14 protein-coding genes, 1 tRNA gene and 1 CRISPR repeat array are annotated in these 18,883 nt (G+C 52.4%); of the genes, 8 read left to right on the forward strand and 7 right to left on the reverse strand.

The genetic code is table 11. The features are described from left to right. The first annotated feature begins 27 nt into the window (after positions 1-27). Positions 28-1,056: an aldo/keto reductase gene (locus ACZ5ZS_RS07070; protein WP_229657739.1), complete on the forward strand. Its 1,029-nt coding sequence runs from the start codon at positions 28-30 to the stop codon at positions 1,054-1,056. A gap of 102 nt (positions 1,057-1,158) precedes the next feature. Here ACZ5ZS_RS07070 and ACZ5ZS_RS07075 read toward each other — a convergent pair whose 3' ends face one another. Continuing rightward, positions 1,159-1,782: a hypothetical protein gene (locus ACZ5ZS_RS07075; protein WP_188596877.1), complete on the reverse strand. Its 624-nt coding sequence runs from the start codon at positions 1,780-1,782 to the stop codon at positions 1,159-1,161. Between the two features lie 182 nt (positions 1,783-1,964). On the opposite strand from ACZ5ZS_RS07075, the gene ACZ5ZS_RS07080 reads away from it, so the two are divergent. From ACZ5ZS_RS07080 to ACZ5ZS_RS07090, 3 genes are all read left to right on the forward strand, one after another. Further along, on the forward strand, positions 1,965-2,090 hold the full coding sequence (locus tag ACZ5ZS_RS07080; protein WP_268237986.1) for a hypothetical protein: 126 nt from the start codon (positions 1,965-1,967) through the stop codon (positions 2,088-2,090). Then, positions 2,087-2,494, forward strand: coding sequence for a 6-pyruvoyl trahydropterin synthase family protein (locus ACZ5ZS_RS07085; RefSeq protein ID WP_188596878.1), 408 nt, complete (start codon positions 2,087-2,089; stop codon positions 2,492-2,494). Before ACZ5ZS_RS07080 ends, ACZ5ZS_RS07085 begins: the two co-directional genes overlap by 4 nt. An 85-nt stretch (positions 2,495-2,579) precedes the next feature. Beyond that, positions 2,580-3,218: an ArsR/SmtB family transcription factor gene (locus tag ACZ5ZS_RS07090; RefSeq protein WP_188596879.1), complete on the forward strand. Its 639-nt coding sequence runs from the start codon at positions 2,580-2,582 to the stop codon at positions 3,216-3,218. On the opposite strand, the gene sucD is transcribed toward ACZ5ZS_RS07090, so the two are convergent. Next, positions 3,215-4,084, reverse strand: a complete 870-nt coding sequence (gene sucD, locus ACZ5ZS_RS07095; RefSeq protein ID WP_188596880.1) for a succinate--CoA ligase subunit alpha — start codon at positions 4,082-4,084, stop codon at positions 3,215-3,217. The two genes, ACZ5ZS_RS07090 and sucD, sit on opposite strands and share 4 nt — an antisense overlap. Further along, positions 4,081-5,211 carry an ADP-forming succinate--CoA ligase subunit beta gene (sucC, locus tag ACZ5ZS_RS07100; protein ID WP_188596881.1) on the reverse strand — a complete coding sequence of 377 codons (1,131 nt, stop codon included), beginning with the start codon at positions 5,209-5,211 and terminating at the stop codon, positions 4,081-4,083. The genes sucD and sucC overlap by 4 nt, the downstream gene beginning before the upstream one ends. Before the next feature lie 360 nt (positions 5,212-5,571). Then, positions 5,572-9,589: direct repeats of the CRISPR family, unit length 25 nt; unit sequence GCAGAATCTACAAAAGAATTGAGAG. A gap of 374 nt (positions 9,590-9,963) precedes the next feature. Here sucC and ACZ5ZS_RS07105 point away from each other — a divergent pair. Both ACZ5ZS_RS07105 and ACZ5ZS_RS07110 read left to right on the forward strand, forming a co-directional pair. Next, positions 9,964-11,481, forward strand: a complete 1,518-nt coding sequence (locus tag ACZ5ZS_RS07105) for a M28 family peptidase (protein ID WP_188596882.1) — start codon at positions 9,964-9,966, stop codon at positions 11,479-11,481. 222 nt (positions 11,482-11,703) lie between these two features. Beyond that, a complete protein-coding gene (locus tag ACZ5ZS_RS07110; RefSeq protein ID WP_188596883.1) occupies positions 11,704-12,663 on the forward strand; it encodes an ornithine cyclodeaminase family protein in 960 nt (319 codons plus the stop codon). A 372-nt stretch (positions 12,664-13,035) separates the two neighbouring features. On the opposite strand, the gene ACZ5ZS_RS07115 is transcribed toward ACZ5ZS_RS07110, so the two are convergent. Together ACZ5ZS_RS07115 and ACZ5ZS_RS07120 are read right to left on the reverse strand one after the other, a co-directional pair. Beyond that, a tRNA-Ser gene (locus ACZ5ZS_RS07115) sits at positions 13,036-13,137 on the reverse strand. Between the two features lie 74 nt (positions 13,138-13,211). Further along, a complete protein-coding gene (locus ACZ5ZS_RS07120; protein ID WP_188596884.1) occupies positions 13,212-13,802 on the reverse strand; it encodes a DUF998 domain-containing protein in 591 nt (196 codons plus the stop codon). A 166-nt stretch (positions 13,803-13,968) separates the two neighbouring features. Between ACZ5ZS_RS07120 and ACZ5ZS_RS07125 the strand changes: the two genes are divergently transcribed. Both ACZ5ZS_RS07125 and serS read left to right on the forward strand, forming a co-directional pair. Beyond that, positions 13,969-14,415: a hypothetical protein gene (locus ACZ5ZS_RS07125; RefSeq protein WP_188596885.1), complete on the forward strand. Its 447-nt coding sequence runs from the start codon at positions 13,969-13,971 to the stop codon at positions 14,413-14,415. 366 nt (positions 14,416-14,781) lie between these two features. Next, the gene (serS, locus tag ACZ5ZS_RS07130) at positions 14,782-16,182 is read left to right on the forward strand and encodes a serine--tRNA ligase (RefSeq protein ID WP_188596886.1); all 1,401 of its coding nucleotides are present in this window, start codon (positions 14,782-14,784) and stop codon (positions 16,180-16,182) included. On the opposite strand, the gene ACZ5ZS_RS07135 is transcribed toward serS, so the two are convergent. Continuing rightward, positions 16,157-17,278: a geranylgeranyl reductase family protein gene (locus ACZ5ZS_RS07135; protein ID WP_188596887.1), complete on the reverse strand. Its 1,122-nt coding sequence runs from the start codon at positions 17,276-17,278 to the stop codon at positions 16,157-16,159. The genes serS and ACZ5ZS_RS07135 overlap by 26 nt on opposite strands. Beyond that, entirely contained in the window at positions 17,275-18,858 is a 1,584-nt protein-coding gene (locus ACZ5ZS_RS07140; RefSeq protein WP_188596888.1) for a glycosyltransferase family 2 protein, read from the reverse strand. The genes ACZ5ZS_RS07135 and ACZ5ZS_RS07140 overlap by 4 nt, the downstream gene beginning before the upstream one ends. Positions 18,859-18,883: the final 25 nt, after the last annotated feature.

The raw sequence follows: 18,883 nt of genomic DNA on the forward strand, positions 1-18,883 counted from the left end.
TTTTAAATAGTTAATTTATTAAGTTTCATGGATGGAATGAGATATTTAAGGATAGGGATGACGGGGGTTCTCGGCTCCGTCCTGGCCCTTGGGGCAATGACGTTCGGCGAGAAAAACGTCTGGAAGCTGGGCGGCGTCGATCAAGAACTGGCCAACAAGATGGTGAAGCGATCCATAGATGCCGGCATAAACTTCTTCGATACGGCGGATGTCTATGACGAGGGGAGGTCCGAGGTCCTGCTGGGCCGGGCTTTGGGTGAGTATAGGGAGCAGGTGTTGATAGCCACGAAGGTCAGGGGAAGAACGGGGCCCGGAGTCAACGAGACCGGCCTGTCGAGACACCACATTAACGTGGCCGTCAAGAAGAGCCTGGAGCGGCTTGGAACTACTTGGATCGACTTTTATCAATTCCATGGATGGGACTCCTTAACTCCCATAGAGGAGGCGGCTCAGGCAATGCAGAGGTTGGTGGATGAGGGGTTAGTCAATTACCCCGGCGTGTCCAACTTCGCGGCTTGGCAAATGGCCGTGCTACAAACCATCAGCCAGGAGAGGGGGTACGCCAGGTATGAGACGGCTCAGATGAATTACTCCCTATTGAACAGGGATATAGAGCACGAGGTACTGCCGTATATGGAGCACAGCGGCATGACGTTGCTGGTCTGGAGCCCGCTTCACGGCGGCATACTCACCGGCAAGTACACGGACTACGAGAAGCCGCAGCCGGGCACTAGGATGGGTAACAGGGGCTTTTTCTTTCCTCCATTCGATCCAGGGCTGGCTAAGCGAGTGGTGGATAAGCTGAGGGAGATAGCGAAGGAGCAGGGAGCAACGCCTGCCCAAGTGGCTATTGCTTGGCTGCTCTCCAAGAAATTGATAGTGATAGTGGGGGCTAGGACAATGGAGCAGCTGGAGGAGAACTTGGGGGCCATTAACGTCAACCTAACGTCGAAGCAATTGGATGAGTTGAACGAGTTGACAAAGCCGAGGCCCCAATACCCGGGATGGATGATAGAGCGGCAGAACAAGGATAGGCAAGTATCCATAATAATTTAGGTCCTCCAGGAATGATTCTCGCGCCTCGCTTGAAGAAGATGGTTTATTGAGCTAGATACTCAATGGCTCGGGGCCCTGCCATGCGGTAGAGAAGTAGTGGATTCACATCTTCACAATCGCGTAGTTTATGCCAAGCCACGCCGCGAAGAAAGCAAGCAGGAACAGCTCGTCGACGTCCGTGAATATCTCCACCCCCCACATGGTTCCCAGGCTGAACAGCAGCGATGATAGGACGAATTTCAAGTGGGGAAGCCTTATCCTGGCTATTTGGTCCTTCAAGGCTATGGTTAATAGAACCACGGCCCCCGCCGCTATCAAGGTTCCCAGCAATGCCGATGAGTAGCTCTTGGGTATGAGCGCTATTATGACGAGCGCCGCCTCCAGTGCCTCCGTGGCGGACACCGCCAGCACCACTCCGACCCCCTCCTTCTCCTCCTCCCCATGCCTTCGGATCCCTTTGAAGTACCTCCGACTGCTCCTAAGCAGTCTATAACCGAAATAGAAAAGTATTGCGGCGGACACCGCCAGCACGTACCTTAGTGGAAGCAGCACTATGTACTTCCCCACTGTGAAGGTAGGTATTAACACCAGGGCGACGCCTATTATGGAGTAAGCTATGGGCCTCAAGCCCTTATACGTTGCCTGGTATATGGCCGTCACGGCCCCCGCCTCCGACAGCTCCAATAAGCTTATGCCCAGCGCAGCCAGGAAAATGCCGACATCCATGCGAGCCCAAAGCCAATCCGAGTTTTTAAGCTATTTTATGAGTCATCACCGTGGGCAACTTCTGCCAGATTCTATGAATGATATAGTTGACAATCAACATGGCTCTCCCAAGGTCATCATTGATTGCGCATCTCGGTTCACGTGGGCGCATGTTTTTAAGAGGCGCCGGTTTTTAAGGGTAAATGGCGGTTCTCACGTTAGCGTTAAGGCAGGATTTAGGAGGCGGGGGGTCGCTGGGATTGGCGTGGAATGGGGTCGCTGCCCGCGGTGAGGGACCGCGTTGGGCCGCTGGGGTGGTTTCGCGGTGAAGGTTAGGGTTATGGATGTGTACTTCGAGGCCGCTCATTATACAGGCTTCAGCGATGAGTATAATTATCTGCATGGGCATACGTATAAGATAGACGTGGAGTACGAGGCGGAGCTGGGCGGCGGGGATTACTTGATGGATTTCGAGGCGATTAACTCAGTGGTTCAAGGCGTGGCGAGGCGGTGGAATTATAAGTTGCTGGTGCCGGAGGGAGACGTTGGCCGAATAGAGATAAGGGCTCCGTTCAAGGTGGAGATTAAGCCGGTGAGGGGTAGGTACGCCACTGCCGAGGTTATTTGCAGGCAGTTGCTGGAGGAGGTCAGGGGCGGGATTGGGCGGAGCGATGGCAGGCTCTCCCTCACCGTGTGGGAGGGGCCCAGGTACGCGGCTCAATGCAGCGAGTAACGCGTTGTGGCCCGGCTAAGGTCATTGCGTGGAGGCGGCGGTTTATTCTTTAAGTACTGGCCCTACCTGATTAATTGGGGATTTCATGGATGTCGTCAGCAATGCGGAGGTGATAAGGATACCCGTGGTGAAGTGGGTGGGGAATGATGGGGTTAGGATGATGAGCGAGGCGGCGTTTCTCAAGGCGCTCCACCCGGTTAGGATAAACATATTGAGATTGATAAACTTCGGCGTGACGAGGCCTGTGGACATGATTCAAAAGCTCAAGGTACCCCGCTCCACGCTGTTTCACCACCTATCCGAGCTGCTGGGGTCGGGCTGGGTAATGGATAGGAACGGCGAGTATGGATTGGCGGCCAGCGTTTACCTGGCTTATAGAGTGAGTGGTGAGGATGGGAGCCTCTCCATCAGGATGATAAACAACATGGGCGCGTTCGTGGATTACAAGACGGGCTTCATAGTGGTGACGGGGAAGGAGCCCACCATAAACTGCGTCAGGTGTCCCTTCATAACTCAATGCACTAATGCATTGAGGTCCCTTGAGGATAAATTCAACGTAACTATAACGTCAAGGACGCCGGCCGAGGCGTACGTGGAGCTGCTCAGCAATTGGATGAAGGATAAGCTAGCCAAGCTTCTCAGCGATGGTTTTCTAGACATAAGGGAAGAGAGACAGCCGCGAGGCGGTCGAGATGGTAAAGCGGTTAGTTTCGCTAGTGATTAGAACCGCTCCCTAACCAGCTTGACGACTTCGAGCGGCGTCTTGGCGACGGGCACCCCGGCTCCCCTGAGAGCCTCGACCTTGCCGGCGTATGTGCCCATCCCCATGGATACTATTGCCCCGGCGTGCCCCATCCTCTTTCCGGGGGGAGCCGTTCGTCCAGCTATGAAGCCCACCACGGGCTTAGTTATCTTGCCCTCCAGTATAGCCTTGGCCAGTCTCTCCTCTGCGTCGCCCCCGATCTCCCCCACGGCAACTATGAGCTTTGTCTCGTCGTCCTTCTCGAACATCATGGCCGTCTCCACAGTGTCTATGCCCGTCACGGGGTCTCCCCCCACTCCCACCACCGTGCTCTGCCCGAAGCCGGCCTGCGATAACAGGAAGGATAGCTCGTACGTCAAGGTGCCGCTCCTGGATATTATGCCTATGGGTCCCTTCCTATTGTATATGCTGTTGGGCAGTATCCCGACCTTACTAATGGTGGGGCTTATGACGCCTGGGCAGTTGGGGCCAACTATGGTTGTTCCCCTGTACTTGGCGTAATTGACGAATTTCAACGCATCGTGTATGGGGATGTGCTCGGTTATTACCACGACCAAGCCCACGCCTGCGTCTATGGCCTCGAACACCGCGTCGGCGGCGAACTTGGCCGGGACGAACACTATGGAGGTATTGGCCCCTGTCTTGGCCACCGCCTCCTCCACGGAGTCGAAGACGGGCACCCCAGCGACGGATTGTCCTCCCTTGCCCGGCGTGACTCCCCCAACCACCTTAGTTCCGTATTGAAGCATGTACTGCGCGTGCCTGGAGCCCTCGCTGCCGGTTATTCCCTGCACTATTACCTTGGTGTTGGAGTTGACGAGTATCATTTGCCGTCACCCCTTATAGCCTTCATCAAGTCCTGCACCGCCTCCTCGGCCGTGTCGTATATTTTAATGTTTAGCGGGGCCAGTATCTTCCTACCCTCCTCCTCGTTGGTTCCCTTAAGCCTTATGAATATGGGCTTGGAGACGCCCACCTCCCTTATGGCCTCCGTCACCCCATACGCCACCTCATCTCCCCTGGTTATGCCGCCGAATATGTTGATCAACACCGCCTTTATCCTGGCGTCCTTCAGGAGCAGCGTCAAGGCCGACTTCACTATATCCCTGCTGGCGCCTCCGCCTATGTCCAGGAAATCCGCGGGCTCCCCGCCGTACTCCTTCACCAAATCCATTGTTGCCATGGTCAAGCCAGCTCCATTGCCTATGATACCTATGTCGCCAGGCAGCTCCACATAATGGAAGCCGGCCGCCCTCGCCTCAAGCTCTTCCCTGGTCAAGTCTCCCTCCTCCTCCACGTTTATATCGCCGTGCCTGAACAAGGCATTATCATCGACCATTATTTTCACGTCTATCGCGATGAACTTTCCATCCTCAGTCAAGGCAAGCGGGTTTATCTCCACGAGCTCGGCATCGTAATCCATCATTACTTGATACATAGCATACACTACCTTGGCGAACTCCTTCGCCTGGGCTCCCTGGATCCCCATGAACTTGATCAACTCGTTAACCAAGTAATCCCGCAGGCCGGCGAATGGATGGAACCCGCCCCTGAATATCTTCTCCGGGTGCTCCTTGGCCACCTCCTCTATGTCTATCCCACCCTCCGGCGACGCCAGTATTAGGTACCTCTCATTCGTCCTATCCACGGTCATAGATATGTAGTACTCCTTCTTTATGGGGGACCCCTCCTCCAACAAAACCTTTTTTATGGGGAAGTCCTGGATCACCTTGCCCAAGTACTCCTTAGCTATGGCCCTCGCCTCATCAGCGTTATTGGCCTTCTTGACGAGCCCCATCTTAGCCCTGCCAGCGAAGGGGACCTGCGCCTTAACGAAGACCGGATATTTGAGCCCTTGTCCAATCTGATCCGGAGAACTTATTACCATGCCTCTCGGCTTCTCAACGCCATACTTATACAATAAATCCTTACCTTTATATTCCAGCAACCTCATGCCGTAACGCGGATTACTTGAGTAAAAAAATTTTACCGCCATGGGTCCTAAGCAAGCCCATGAGGCCGATCCCCCTCAGTAAGAACCAAGTCCTAGACAATGCTGCGAAGCCGCTTACATTCAGCAATCTCACAACTAGATTCAGGCTGTCTTACTGAGTGTCTTGCTTTTTTCCTTGAAAATCGGCTCTCCCTTATTTTCAGTTTTTAATGAGGCTGGGCCCGGCGCCTTGAGCCGCTCCTTGAAAAAAGCACGTTGCTCCACGCCCCCAGAGCGGTTTTCCAAGGCAGAAAAACAAAAACCACAAGAAACAGAAACAAACAAAAAACTTAAAAAAGACCACCCAAATAAAAACTTACAGCAGAATCTACAAAAGAATTGAGAGGAGCTTAAACGACCCGAGGTTAGTCGGGTCGTCATCAGGCAGAATCTACAAAAGAATTGAGAGAAGTCTTCACTGCATTCATAGATGGATGCAGTGGGGGCAGGCAGAATCTACAAAAGAATTGAGAGTCAGCGTGGTCTTCCCGCTCCCGCTCATTCCCAAGAGCAGAATCTACAAAAGAATTGAGAGACGGATGGATTGGTGGCGACGCAGCCCGTCAATAAGAAGCAGAATCTACAAAAGAATTGAGAGTAGTCTGCCATGCTAATAATTCTATTTTCGAACGGAAGCAGAATCTACAAAAGAATTGAGAGATTACTTCTTTTTCCTTCATAAACTCCACCATTATTTCCAGCAGAATCTACAAAAGAATTGAGAGGGTTCATTTGTTTCTATAATTCTCATTCTGTTGGTCAAGCAGAATCTACAAAAGAATTGAGAGTATCCTCGCCCTTGACGGTGGAAACGCTCTATAAGGATAAGCAGAATCTACAAAAGAATTGAGAGAACAAGCGGCTGGGTACTCCATGTCCCAGCCGTTGCGTTAGCAGAATCTACAAAAGAATTGAGAGTTAACCTCTTTATTCTCCTCCATATCGCGAATTGATAACTGCAGAATCTACAAAAGAATTGAGAGGTAATGCCCTTAGGGCTAGCCGCTCTCTCCCACCGCAGCAGAATCTACAAAAGAATTGAGAGTTGCACTTCGCCTTTATTTTCCCCAGCGGTGGGATGGTTGGCAGAATCTACAAAAGAATTGAGAGTCTTTGGATCCATTCATGGACGGCTTTGCCGCGGAACATAGCAGAATCTACAAAAGAATTGAGAGTGAATGGCGTGGCCGGGTCGTATGCTTATCGCGCGGCCCGCAGAATCTACAAAAGAATTGAGAGCTAGCCCTAACCCCATCCTCCACAAGCCTAGCCGCCTCCAGCAGAATCTACAAAAGAATTGAGAGGGATTTACCCGCATTATAGCTAGCAACTCCCTTGCCTCCCTGCAGAATCTACAAAAGAATTGAGAGTTAGATGTGGCGATTAGGACGCGTTTCCCTACTCTTCTCAAGCAGAATCTACAAAAGAATTGAGAGGGGAATCCGCACGGGCATTTCCCTGCCAAAAAATCTTGCAGAATCTACAAAAGAATTGAGAGATCAGGCAGTTGGCGAAGGAGGAAACAAACACTTTAGACCGCAGAATCTACAAAAGAATTGAGAGTCAACCACGACCTCACCGTTGCGTTCACTGAGCTTCCTAACGCAGAATCTACAAAAGAATTGAGAGTGGCGGCGTCGAGTCGAGTATTATACCTCCTAGCCGTCAGCAGAATCTACAAAAGAATTGAGAGTCTTTAATGATATTTTTTCCCCACACGTTTTTCCTTTCAGGCAGAATCTACAAAAGAATTGAGAGAGAGTACAGGGCTAGTCATTCCTCACTGGATTAAATATGCAGAATCTACAAAAGAATTGAGAGATCGAGACCAACTTCATCAACGCGTTCGGCATGACAAGCAGAATCTACAAAAGAATTGAGAGCTCCACACAGGCTCATCAACCGGCGCGTACCTAAACTCCGCAGAATCTACAAAAGAATTGAGAGCCTCATTAATCAAGTTGAGCAGCCTCGTTGGGTCCCCGCGGCAGAATCTACAAAAGAATTGAGAGACCAAACTCGTGGCTTATAGGCAAAACACCACACCTTACCATGCAGAATCTACAAAAGAATTGAGAGTAGTAGATCTTGGCAAGAAATAAATTATCCCCCAGTTCAAGCAGAATCTACAAAAGAATTGAGAGGTGTAAGAACTTGGTGTAGACGTATTCAAAAGAGCAGAGCAGAATCTACAAAAGAATTGAGAGAGTAAGTGGACGTAGTCGGGCGCCTCATCCACGCCGCCCCCGCAGAATCTACAAAAGAATTGAGAGCGCCGCTCGACATGAGCGACGCGGCGGTGACGTACCTGGCGCAGAATCTACAAAAGAATTGAGAGTTTAAGTGGATGTCCACCATTCTCTCGCACGTCAATGGCAGAATCTACAAAAGAATTGAGAGTTATTGCACCACCTCCACTTTCTGTTTCTGAGTTCTTAACGCAGAATCTACAAAAGAATTGAGAGGCTCTATGATGACCTTAAATGGATTGTGGGTGTCGCCGCTGCAGAATCTACAAAAGAATTGAGAGAAATCCACGCCGTAGAGTTTCAAGGCGTGGAAGTCGGCAGAATCTACAAAAGAATTGAGAGTGTACCCCAGCAGCCTGATCTCCTTCGCCATTCTTCTGCAGAATCTACAAAAGAATTGAGAGTGGTGAATTTCCCCACCAGGCATGAAAAATTCTCACCGCAGAATCTACAAAAGAATTGAGAGTCTCACGATCTCGTTCGTGCGACGGAAGCCCTTCATTGTGCAGAATCTACAAAAGAATTGAGAGTTTTTCCCCTCGGTGCCCCAGTTGCAGGCCTTGCGGCGCGCAGAATCTACAAAAGAATTGAGAGAGGATTAGAGCGGCTGAATCGTGTAAGCCGTCTTTAACCCCGTCCGCAGAATCTACAAAAGAATTGAGAGCATTTTAGTCATCACGTAATCAAGAACATCAGGACTCAAGCAGAATCTACAAAAGAATTGAGAGACCCATGAATGTTTTTCATCGACACGGAGCCACTACTAGCGCAGAATCTACAAAAGAATTGAGAGTGGGTGACTCACTAGACGAGCAGGTGGGGATATACGCCACCGCAGAATCTACAAAAGAATTGAGAGTTATGAGAGCACAAGTAATTGCCTATTTTCCAGCCATGAACATGCAGAATCTACAAAAGAATTGAGAGCGGCACTCCGCCCTTAAGTCAGTCCAAAAAGCGTTTCGCAAGCAGAATCTACAAAAGAATTGAGAGCTACTGACCATGATCATTGGTAGACCGGGCTTTATTGGCGGCAGAATCTATAAAAGAATTGAGAGTTTGCAATAGCGACAACCAGCGCCTTCGTTTCCTCGGCGCCGCAGAATCTACAAAAGAATTGAGAGCTGCATAACTGATTGTCTTAAAATTAATACCTTGGTATTGCAGAATCTACAAAAGAATTGAGAGAGGGCTTGCCCGTCGATTTCAGCGTTGACTTGAGCGACTGCAGAATCTACAAAAGAATTGAGAGTAAGAAACCCAGAACGTGATTTCGACGACACTATAATTGTCGCAGAATCTACAAAAGAATTGAGAGTTGTATTCAATATTTTTCCCATATTCTTTTGTCTTTCAGGCAGAATCTACAAAAGAATTGAGAGCGTAGTACAGAGGGTAGAAGAACGCGATGAATAAGCCCTGGGCAGAATCTACAAAAGAATTGAGAGACCCACTCAAGTCCCCAAGTCGCTGGATCGGCATACCCAGGCAGAATCTACAAAAGAATTGAGAGTATTATTTCCCATAACGTCTCACACTTATTTGTTGAAGCAGAATCTACAAAAGAATTGAGAGAGTCCTTCATAGCGATGCTGGGGTTGGACTGTAAAACCAACGCAGAATCTACAAAAGAATTGAGAGACTACCTCGGCCACTTCAACACGGTTTATGACATGGATATGCAGAATCTACAAAAGAATTGAGAGAGTAGTACCACGTCCGTGCTTGGACGAGTCTTGTCAAACGCAGAATCTACAAAAGAATTGAGAGGTTAATGATCGCGGCGAGTTGGTTGATAGGCTCCCATACGCAGAATCTACAAAAGAATTGAGAGTCTAAGTAGGTGTAGGCGTTGTTTATTTGGTTCGTGGTTTGCAGAATCTACAAAAGAATTGAGAGTCGATAGTGGCGACGAGGCTGGCTCCCGGACTGGGCAAGGCAGAATCTACAAAAGAATTGAGAGGTTGACTGATGACGATATCACGTCGTTATTCGATCAAGCGCAGAATCTACAAAAGAATTGAGAGTATGTTCATACCAGTTCGTAGCTCCCCTGAATACAAAAGCAGAATCTACAAAAGAATTGAGAGTTGATAATTATGATCATTGGTTACTTCATGAGGAAATCACCTAGTCTTTAAATTGTTTAGTGATAAAGGCGAGGGCGAACTTCGCCTTTTAAGGCGGGGCTAGGTTTTTAGGCTGGCATCCACGCCCTTATTCGTCCCTCCCTTGGTTAACTCTAGAGAATGGGGGGCTGGGGCCGACTCACCCCAGCAATACCGAGGGAGGGAGACGAGTAGCGCCCATTAAAGGGGCGTAACCCCTGAGACCTCGGGGAGCCCTCGCCCTTTAGGGCGGGGAGGAGGTCAGTTACGGGGCTTCTTTGCGTTAAATATTTGAAGGTTTTGTGCGGCTTGATGGGTGGTCTGATTTATATGCTGATGCCGTTACCCCTTTACGCGTGAACGGGAGGGACTTGGCGCTCAGGTTGTTGGTGGAGCTGGCCAAGTATCATAGGATACAGGGAAGCAGTGGCTTGGAGGATGCCGCCGAGCTGATAAAGGATAGATTGGATGAGTTGGGAATTCCAAGCGAGATAATCCATTATTATTATAACAGGGAGTATGATAAGTTTAAGGCCCCCATTGGTTGGGACTTAGAGTATGGGGAGCTGGAGTGGGGCGGCCGCAAGATAACCACTGACGATACTCCCCTCCTGGTGGTGGCTCACAGTCCGTCCGGTGAGGCCCGTGGCGTTGCCGTGCATGTTGGTGATGGCGAGGGGTCCATGATGGATGTGGAGGGGAAGATAGTGATGGCGAGGGGGAATCCATACGTTGTTTATAGAAATGCAGTTGGATCCGGCGCGGCGGGTCTCCTACTTTATAGGGAGAACGCGCCGGGCGATGCGTTTCCCTACATGGGCCTATTCCTAAAGGAGGAAGAGAGGGGCATTCCCGTCATGTCGATTCCAAGGGAGTTGGTCGATGAGTTGGCCGGCAACGTGGTCTCAATGGTGGTTCAAAGCCACTTCAGGCCGAATGCGAAGATGCCCGTGATAATTGCCGGCGATGACGAGGCTAAGGTGGGCGTGATAAGCCATTATTGCCATCCCTATGAGATGTATAATGATAATCTAAGCGGCACGGTGGCCAACATATTGGTTGCTAAGCAGGCCCGCGCGTTTCACCTATTCGTGCCGGAGTACTGGGGCTCCTTTGCATACATGCTGGATAGGGGAGGCAAGTTGGCTCAGGAATCCTTCGTCAATCTAGACATGGTGGGGGAGAACCAGAGCGTGACGGGCTCCACCTTGATACAGGTAAATCCGCCTCACTTCACTATGACGCCGCTCGAGGCCTTCATATATCGATCGCTTAGGTCCGTGTTCACGGTCGACACGTTCGGCGGCTCCAGCAAGGTGTGGGGGATAAGAATGGACATGGCCAACTACGAGGCTGGCAGCGATCACGACGTGCTGTTGGCGTTCAGGGTGCCAACCGTGATGTTGAATCAATGGCCGGATAGGTTTTACCACACGAATCAAGACACGTTGGATAAGGTTAGCTTGGAGATGCTCACTGGAATAGCCTCCGCCGTCGCTAAGAGCGTGAGGGAGTACGGGGAACGCGACAGCGAATTGGTGGGTAATTACATAGAGCTGAAGAACGCCAGGCGGCGAATAGACGGGGTCCCGCGATCGATTGCCAGCACGGGGGGCGGTCGCGTGAAGAAGCTCTTCCGGGGCCCCATAATGGACCAGCAGGTATTGGCAAATACTTGGATAATGGATGTGCTAAATGAGGGCGCGAATAGATCGCTATTCCTATCCCTAATACCCATAACCATGGAGTATGCCGATGATGTGGGCTCCATAACCAACATGGTGGCTAACGAGTACCCCGGAGTCAGCCAGGAAATGATAAATAGGTATATAACCACGCTGGAGGAGCTGGGTATGGTGAAGCTAAGCGATTGATCTAGCTCGCCATTTCTCTTAAACACTCCTATGCTCTTCTTATCTCGGTTTTTCGGCCTATAGATGACGGTGGACTCTGAAGCGTGATGCCGACCCTGTGGGGGCGCTTGAAGTGAGAGGAACCCGCGATGGAGTCAGGATCCCCGCCATTAATGACGGGTAACCAGCGTTGAAATCCGCCTGAGGGATATCGATATTAATGGGCGCCTCCCCCGCTTGGACATGCTCCTCATTCGGGAGGATGAGGTATTCTCCCTATTGGGCTTTGATGAGGCGATAGAGGCGGTGGAGGACGGCTTCAAACTAATGGGTCTCGGGCAGGCGGTGAACACCCCGAGGAGGCGAACCATTATGCCCAATGCCGTGCTTCACGTGCTCCAGGGCTCCGTGCTCGGCAATTACGGCGTGGCCGGGCTCAAGGCGTACCTCAGCACCAAGCGAGGGACTAGGTTCGTTGTTTTATTGTTTGGTTTAGAAGAGGGGGAGCCCCTAGCAGTTATAGAGGCGGATTGGCTGGGCAGGGTGAGGACTGGCGCTGCGTCGGCGGTGGCCGCCAGGCACATGGCTAGAACAAACGCGGAGGTCCTGGGCCTCGTCGGCACGGGCGGGCAGGCCAGGACGCAGTTCGAGGCCTTGTCTAGGGTAATGAAATTGAGGTTAGTTAAGGTAATGAGCAGGTCCAGGAAGCACGCGGAGGACTTCGCCAGATTCGTGGGCTCGAGGGGCTTCGATGCAAAGATAGTCGATGATTACGGAGAGGCATGCGACGCGGACGTGTTGGTGACGGCCACGAACTCCAAGGATCCATTCATAGATGGGAAGCGGCTGGCCAGTGGGATCCACGTGAATGCGGTTGGGAGTAATTGGCCGAATAGGGCTGAATTGATGCCCAGCGCAGTCGAGAGGGCCGCAGTCATAGCGGTGGATGATGTAGAGCAGGCGAAGCTTGAGGCCGGGGACTTAATAATGGCTGGCATAGATTGGTCCAGGGTGGTGGGGCTATCCGAAGTGGTTCTGGGCAGGGTTAAGGGGAGGCCAAGCGATGACGCCGTAACCATCTTCAAGTCCATGGGGATCGCCGTGGAGGATTTAGTCGTGGGAAAGCTGGTGTACGAGAAGGCGTTGAAGAAGGGCATGGGGATTGAGGTTGAATTTAAGGGATTCCACGCATTTCAAACTTAATGACTCACTAAGAATAATAAAATGAGAACACCCATAATTAAGCGGAATCCCCCACTCATCGTTCTCGCTCTCGCCTGAGACCCCGTCCGTGAGGGCGGTAGGTATAAATTAGAGTGGGTGTGAAGTGGGTAGGGGGATGTTTCCTCCCTGGGCATGTTGCCCACGAGGATAGCCCGTGCCTTAAGGGGAGGCGCGGGTCGGGGGCTCGTAAACGCCCTGAAGGGGGAGTGAAGGCGCGCCGCGAAGGCCGCCGGAAACACTCAAAGCCACGCCCGCAAGGACGGGGCAGTTTACTGGCGGCGAAGCGTGTTTATCGGTTCTACCTTGTCTCCGCGCCCTACTGCTTTGACTCGAATTAGGGGGATTAATGATTGGCGCCGGGGCCGGGATTTGAACCCGGGCCCCCTTTCGGGGACGGGATGACTTGCCCAAGGGTCTCGAGTCCCGCGCCTTGGGCCGCTCGGCCACCCCGGCTTGGGTTGTCGTTAATTGGTGGTTTTTAATTTTATCCTTACTGCGTTACCAATTATTGGACACGCACTTCAATGCTAGGAATCGGCTCTCCCCACCATATATGCCCCAAACGCCGCTCCCCACAGCAGCGCGGGGTATACTATCATTCGCTCCATTCCCCCGGGCCCCAGGCCTAGGTAATGGCCGGTCACGTAGAGGGCAAGCGAGGATAGCGTGAGCAAGCCCAGTATTATGGAGATTATGTTCATGGGGCTGCCCTGTAGCTTGTATGATGCTATGGCGGCGAGTCCCCCGAATAGGAACACTATTAGGGCGGAGATTGAGTGGAGGCTCCCCGTGTATTCCGGGAATAACCCCACCATGATCGCGCCCACGCCCGATATGGCGAATAGTGATGGGAACAGCTTGGGCCCCTCCCTGGGCATTGCCATTATGATGGATGCCGCTATTATCGCGATCCCGAGCAGAATTATTGATGTGTTGAATATCGTGGAGGATGGTTGGATTATCCTGCATGAGCCGGCCCTGCACATGGCGCCGAGATCGCTTATGTAGTTATTGGAGACGCTGTAGCCGGGGAAGAGGAACTCAGCCACGTTCATCGCGAAGATGAATCCAAGGGAGCCCACCAGCAGCAGTAGCCCGAATACTTTATTATTATTCATGTCAATAATCCCGGCTCTAATTATTTAAATATTACATTCACCGTAATATAATACAATAATTATTATGTTGCCAAGATATAGGCATTTATAAAACGTGAAGGTCAATATGATCGACGCGGACCCCCCGAGGTAAAGCTATTTAACGCGGATCTGCCCGCTTCATTCCATGCTCGATGACTTGATAAGGGAATTAAAGGGCAGGGTGGCTGTCATGGGGGAGGCGTGGCTTCCGCTGATCGCGCCGGCGGTGTACATAACGGGCGATTACGACTTAGCGGTCACTAAATACTTGAGGGAATTCGAGGTCGTGGGCAGTGAGGTGGTGATAGCCGCCGGCTCCCGGTTGCCTTTCAGGCAGCGGGCCTTCGACGAATTTATCGCGCACGCGGCATTCAATAATCCAGCCACTGTGACGGCTGAGGTGGGGGAGGCGCTCAAGGCGTGTAATGAATTGATTATAATCGGCATACAAAGCGATAGGGGTTGGGTATCCACCCCCCTCTTCAACAGCAGCTTGGTGGTCATAAGGAATAAATTGCTGGAGCTGGCCAGGGAGCACGGCTCCAACGTGGTGGAGTTCCCGGAGTACTTCGTGATCAAGATAAGGAATTAATAGTGCAACCAATCCAATAATGAGTTAATCATTTAGGAAGCGGCGAAGAATGGGAACTAAGAGGATAAATATGGCGGCGGGTGAGGATCGGGAATGGCTCTGAAACATACTACATAGTTACTGTTTTTCATAGATGGTTTGCCCCTCACTTATATTGTGGGGTCGATGTTCGTGAGATGATTTAAGAGCTTCAAATGCGTTCATTGACATGGTTCACGCTCTTAACGAGGAGGTGGAGGGTGGGTATATGCTGCTCGCTAGGTGATGCGCCGCTGGAGGCCCTGAGTCGCTTGAAAGGATGGGGCAGCCCGTCTCTAGCTCCTCCCTAAATGTTAAAAACGCGTTCTACGGGAACCACGTGGTTTTATGAGTTGGTCGTTGCTGGAGGAGCTCAGGCACAGGCCGGACTCCATTAGGAGGATGCTTCAAGCCAGGGGATACGATGTAGCGTTGGTGGATGAATTCGCCTCTCTGGACCAGGAATGGAAGAGGGTTAAGGCGGAGGTGGATGAATTGAGGCATAGGCATAATGTCTTGACTAGGGAGGTGAGCAAGGCCCCCCCTGAGAAGCGGGCCGAGCTTATAGGGGAAGCCAAGAGACTGCTGGAGGAGATAGGGAGGGGGGAGGAGAAGCTGAAGGAGCTGGAGAATAAAAGAACCCTCCTGCTAGGCAGGCTTCCCAACCTGATCCACGACTCCGTGTACGAGGCGTGCAGGGCGGGCGCGGAGTCGACCCCCATCCACTACCATGGTAGGCCCAGGGTGTGGAGGGAATACGTCGATCAATTCAAGGAAAAGTACGGGGGCGTGGATCACGAGGTAATAGATTGGAAGCCGGTGGGCCACGCGGATCTCCTGGAGAACGTGTTGGGGTTGGGGGACACTCAGAAGGCTGGGGAGGTGGCTGGAAGCAGGTTCTACTACGTATTCGACGACGTGGTGTGGCTCGACTTCGCGTTAATACTGTACGCGCTCGACTTCTTGTCGAGGAAGGGGTTCCAATTGGTGGTGCCCCCCTACATGTTGAAGCACGAGGTGATAAGCTCCGTGATAGACCTTGAGGCGTTTAAGGACTCCATATATAAGATAGAGGATGAGGATTTATACTTAATAGGCACGGCGGAGCACCCAATAGCGGCTTACCTCCGTAACAGGGAGTTGCTGGAGAGCGACTTGCCGATCCTCATGGCCGGCTTCTCCCCCGCGTTCAGGCGCGAAGCGGGGGCCGTTAATAGGGACTTAAAGGGGATTTTCAGGGTACATCAATTCCATAAGGTGGAGCAATTCGTCTTCTCGCTGCCGGAGGAGAGCTGGAAGTGGCATGAGGCCCTCCTCGGCAATGCGAGGGAGATATGGGAGGGGTTGGAGATACCGTTCAGGGTGGTTCTCGTGTGCCCCGGCGACATGGGTAGGGCGGCGGCCAAGCAGTACGACTTGGAGGCGTGGATGCCGGCCCAGGGAACGTATAGGGAGATGGTGTCGTGCAGCAATGTGTTGGATTGGCAATCCGCGAAGCTGGGAATAAGGGTGTTGAGGAAAGGCATGAATAGGGAGTACGTGCACACCCTTAACAGCACGGCGATAGCTAGCACCAGGGCCATAACGGCGATACTGGAGAACAATCAACAGCCGGATGGCAGCGTGGTGATACCTAGGGTGCTCAGGAAGTACTTGGAGCCATTCCAGGCCGCGCCTAAGGACGTCATCCGCCCGCGGAGGGGTAAGGAGGGCCAGTCCTCGTCTAGCCCAGCTTCATCAATCCCTTAACGGCGTACTTGGGCATCTTGGCCGCCATGAACTTCGTCACGTCGCCGTACCAGGCCCTGCCGCTTATCAGCCTGACCAGGAGGTCCTTCACGTCGCCGCTGGCATACCCCGTGGCTCCAAGGAACCTGCTGAAGAACTGGGTGTCCAGGCCGTAAACGAAGAGGGATACGCGGCTGGCCAGCTCATTGTTTCGCAGTAGATTGCCTATCAGTCTCTCGTATATCACGCCGCCGTTCCTGACAGCCAGGTAGGCCGCGTACGCCGCCGCTATTCCCGTGTACATTGACTGGAATATGCCCTCGCCCGTCGTGGGGTCGGCCACCCCCAACGCATCGCCCGCCAGCATCACGCGCCCCACCACCGGCCTGAGGCTCTTGTAGGGTATCAAGTGGCCCAGCATCTTCCCAGCCTCAAGCCCCCACCCCGCCGCGTACTCCCCCAGTCGCGAGCCGTATCTCTGCTTCACTATGGAGCCCAGCCCCACGTCGTAGTACCCATCGGATTGAGGGAATATCCACGCGTACCCGAACCTCACGGCGGTGAAGTCGAGTAGGCAGGGAAGGTCGGCCGGCCCCCTCGCGATGCTCATCACCGCCGCGGCGCTGCCTTCGTTTATCAAGCCGAGGGATGCCGCTACCCTGGACGGCGCTCCGTCCGCCCCGATCACGATTTTGGATGAGTAGGCATGGCCGTCGCGGGTCATCACCTCCGCCCCGCCCCGTCCATTAATCACCTTAACCACCTCCCTGTTCTCATACTCGGCCCCCCTGGCGGTAGCCTCGTCGAACAATCGCTTATCTAGCTCCTCTCTCCTCGTCACACTTATCAAGGGCTCCTTGGACCTCAACGCGAATGTGCCTGCGTAGTTGGATACATACACCGTGCTGCACTCGCCCAGTATCAAGTCATCAACGCTAACCCCAAGCCAGTCCAGCAATTGCATGGTTTTGGGGGTCAGGCCACCGCCGCAGGGCTTGACCCTCGGGTGCCGTGCCTTATCCATAATCAAGACCTTGAGGCCTAGCTTGGCCGCCACCAGGGCCGCGGAGGAGCCCGCTGGCCCGCTTCCCACCACTATTAAGTCGTATTCCCTCATCTTGCCCTCCTCATCGTCAGGATCATTATTATGGCGCCCACGCTGGAGTATATGAACGCCATGTAGTAGCCCATGATGAAGAGGGCGATGGATAGAACTATGAATATGGCTGTGAGGATCTTCTCCATCAGCAGCCCATTGACTTGGAGCATTGCCTTGCTTCCCTTGGGCGTGTATATCCACTCCAAGTCCTTGAACATGGCCTCTATGTAGTGGTACAGTATGGCAAACGATATGGAGAAGCCCATCACGCTCATGGTGGCCAAGCTAATTATGGTGGTGTGGATCGGGTACCCCATCTTCCTGGCTGTGGCGATCATGAGCCCCAGGAAGCCCACCAGCAGCGCCATGTTTATCCCCTCCAGCACTAGGACGTAGAGGGGGGGCAGTATTATGCCGAACACGGATAGTATTATAGAGATGAAGATCGACAACCCGCCCAGGGAGAGGAGCGGGTACTTGGTGAGCCACAGCATGAGATCCATCTTGTCCACAATAGACATTTTGCTCCTCAATATCCGCCCTGCATACCTCCTCAGTATTATTGAGTCATTCGATGACCAGCGTATATTCTGCGCCTTCAACGCCATGTAGGTGCTGGTCACCTCGCTTACGGCGGTTACCTCCCGCATTATAGCCACCTTGCCGCCGCTCATCTTTATCTTGAGGGATAGATCCATGTCATCGGCGGTGCAGTGGCAAAGCCCGCCCACCCTCATTAAGGCCTCCCTCCTCACCACGAAGTTTGTCCCCATGACCATGGAGAACCCCCAATTACGCCTGCTGAGGAACCTCCCCAGTATTATTATCTCGTTGAACACATCATATACGACCTTTATGGCCTTGCTGGTGGCGGAGGGTATGGCCGGCCTCCCCCTATACACGGCCCCAACCATGTCGTACCCCGCCTCTATGTAGCTCACTGCGTGCTCCAAGTAGTCCGAGGGTACCTCGGTGTCGGCGTCCAGAACCATTATCAGCTCCCCGCGGGCCAGCTTCACTCCGTAATTTATCGCGCCTCCCTTATACCCCACCGGCCTCGTCCTGTTCACCGCGGCCATCTTGATCCCGTACAATTCGGCATACTTATCGACCAGCGATTTTATTTTGGAGAACGTCTCAGGCCCATCGTCGCTGACCACCAGTACTTCATACCTATCCTTTGGGTAGCTCAACCCCGTCACGTTCCTTATGGCCTTTTCCACCACGTCCATTGCCTCGTTCTTCACTGGAATTATGATGGATACAAACGGCCTCGTCCTTGGCCTTCCCCTCCCCTCGCCTCGATCGCTCCTGAATAGATAGACGCCGGAGTGCAGTATTATTAGGACCTGAATGGCGGATAGCGCCAATAACACGGAGTATATGGCATAGATTATAATGAGCATGGGAATCGCGTAGCCTGCTGGATGGCCAACCGCAACCCCAACGGGGGAGCTATTGTTGATGTATGTGCTTATGTTCTGCAACGTGTTCTTTTCCACGTCTATGTAGTGATTGAATTGGTAGAGAACCATGGTCATGTTGGAGCCAACCTTGTCCATCAATCCATCTAGGCTGCTCGTTATGTTGAGAGGCATTACTCGGTTTGTGCGAGCCACGGAG

The organism is Thermocladium modestius (assembly GCF_055398215.1).

Bases quoted from the DNA above. Each gene is read 5' to 3' on its own strand.
- ACZ5ZS_RS07070 (WP_229657739.1), top strand. From the start codon at position 28: ATGGATGGAATGAGATATTTAAGGATAGGGATGACGGGGGTTCTCGGC.
- ACZ5ZS_RS07075 (WP_188596877.1), bottom strand. From the start codon at position 1,782: ATGGATGTCGGCATTTTCCTGGCTGCGCTGGGCATAAGCTTATTGGAG.
- ACZ5ZS_RS07080 (WP_268237986.1), top strand. From the start codon at position 1,965: ATGGCGGTTCTCACGTTAGCGTTAAGGCAGGATTTAGGAGGCGGGGGG.
- ACZ5ZS_RS07090 (WP_188596879.1), top strand. From the start codon at position 2,580: ATGGATGTCGTCAGCAATGCGGAGGTGATAAGGATACCCGTGGTGAAG.
- sucD (WP_188596880.1), bottom strand. From the start codon at position 4,084: ATGATACTCGTCAACTCCAACACCAAGGTAATAGTGCAGGGAATAACC.
- sucC (WP_188596881.1), bottom strand. From the start codon at position 5,211: ATGAGGTTGCTGGAATATAAAGGTAAGGATTTATTGTATAAGTATGGC.
- ACZ5ZS_RS07110 (WP_188596883.1), top strand. From the start codon at position 11,704: ATGCTCCTCATTCGGGAGGATGAGGTATTCTCCCTATTGGGCTTTGAT.
- ACZ5ZS_RS07120 (WP_188596884.1), bottom strand. From the start codon at position 13,802: ATGAATAATAATAAAGTATTCGGGCTACTGCTGCTGGTGGGCTCCCTT.
- ACZ5ZS_RS07125 (WP_188596885.1), top strand. From the start codon at position 13,969: ATGCTCGATGACTTGATAAGGGAATTAAAGGGCAGGGTGGCTGTCATG.
- serS (WP_188596886.1), top strand. From the start codon at position 14,782: ATGAGTTGGTCGTTGCTGGAGGAGCTCAGGCACAGGCCGGACTCCATT.
- ACZ5ZS_RS07135 (WP_188596887.1), bottom strand. From the start codon at position 17,278: ATGAGGGAATACGACTTAATAGTGGTGGGAAGCGGGCCAGCGGGCTCC.
- ACZ5ZS_RS07140 (WP_188596888.1), bottom strand. From the start codon at position 18,858: ATGCCTCTCAACATAACGAGCAGCCTAGATGGATTGATGGACAAGGTT.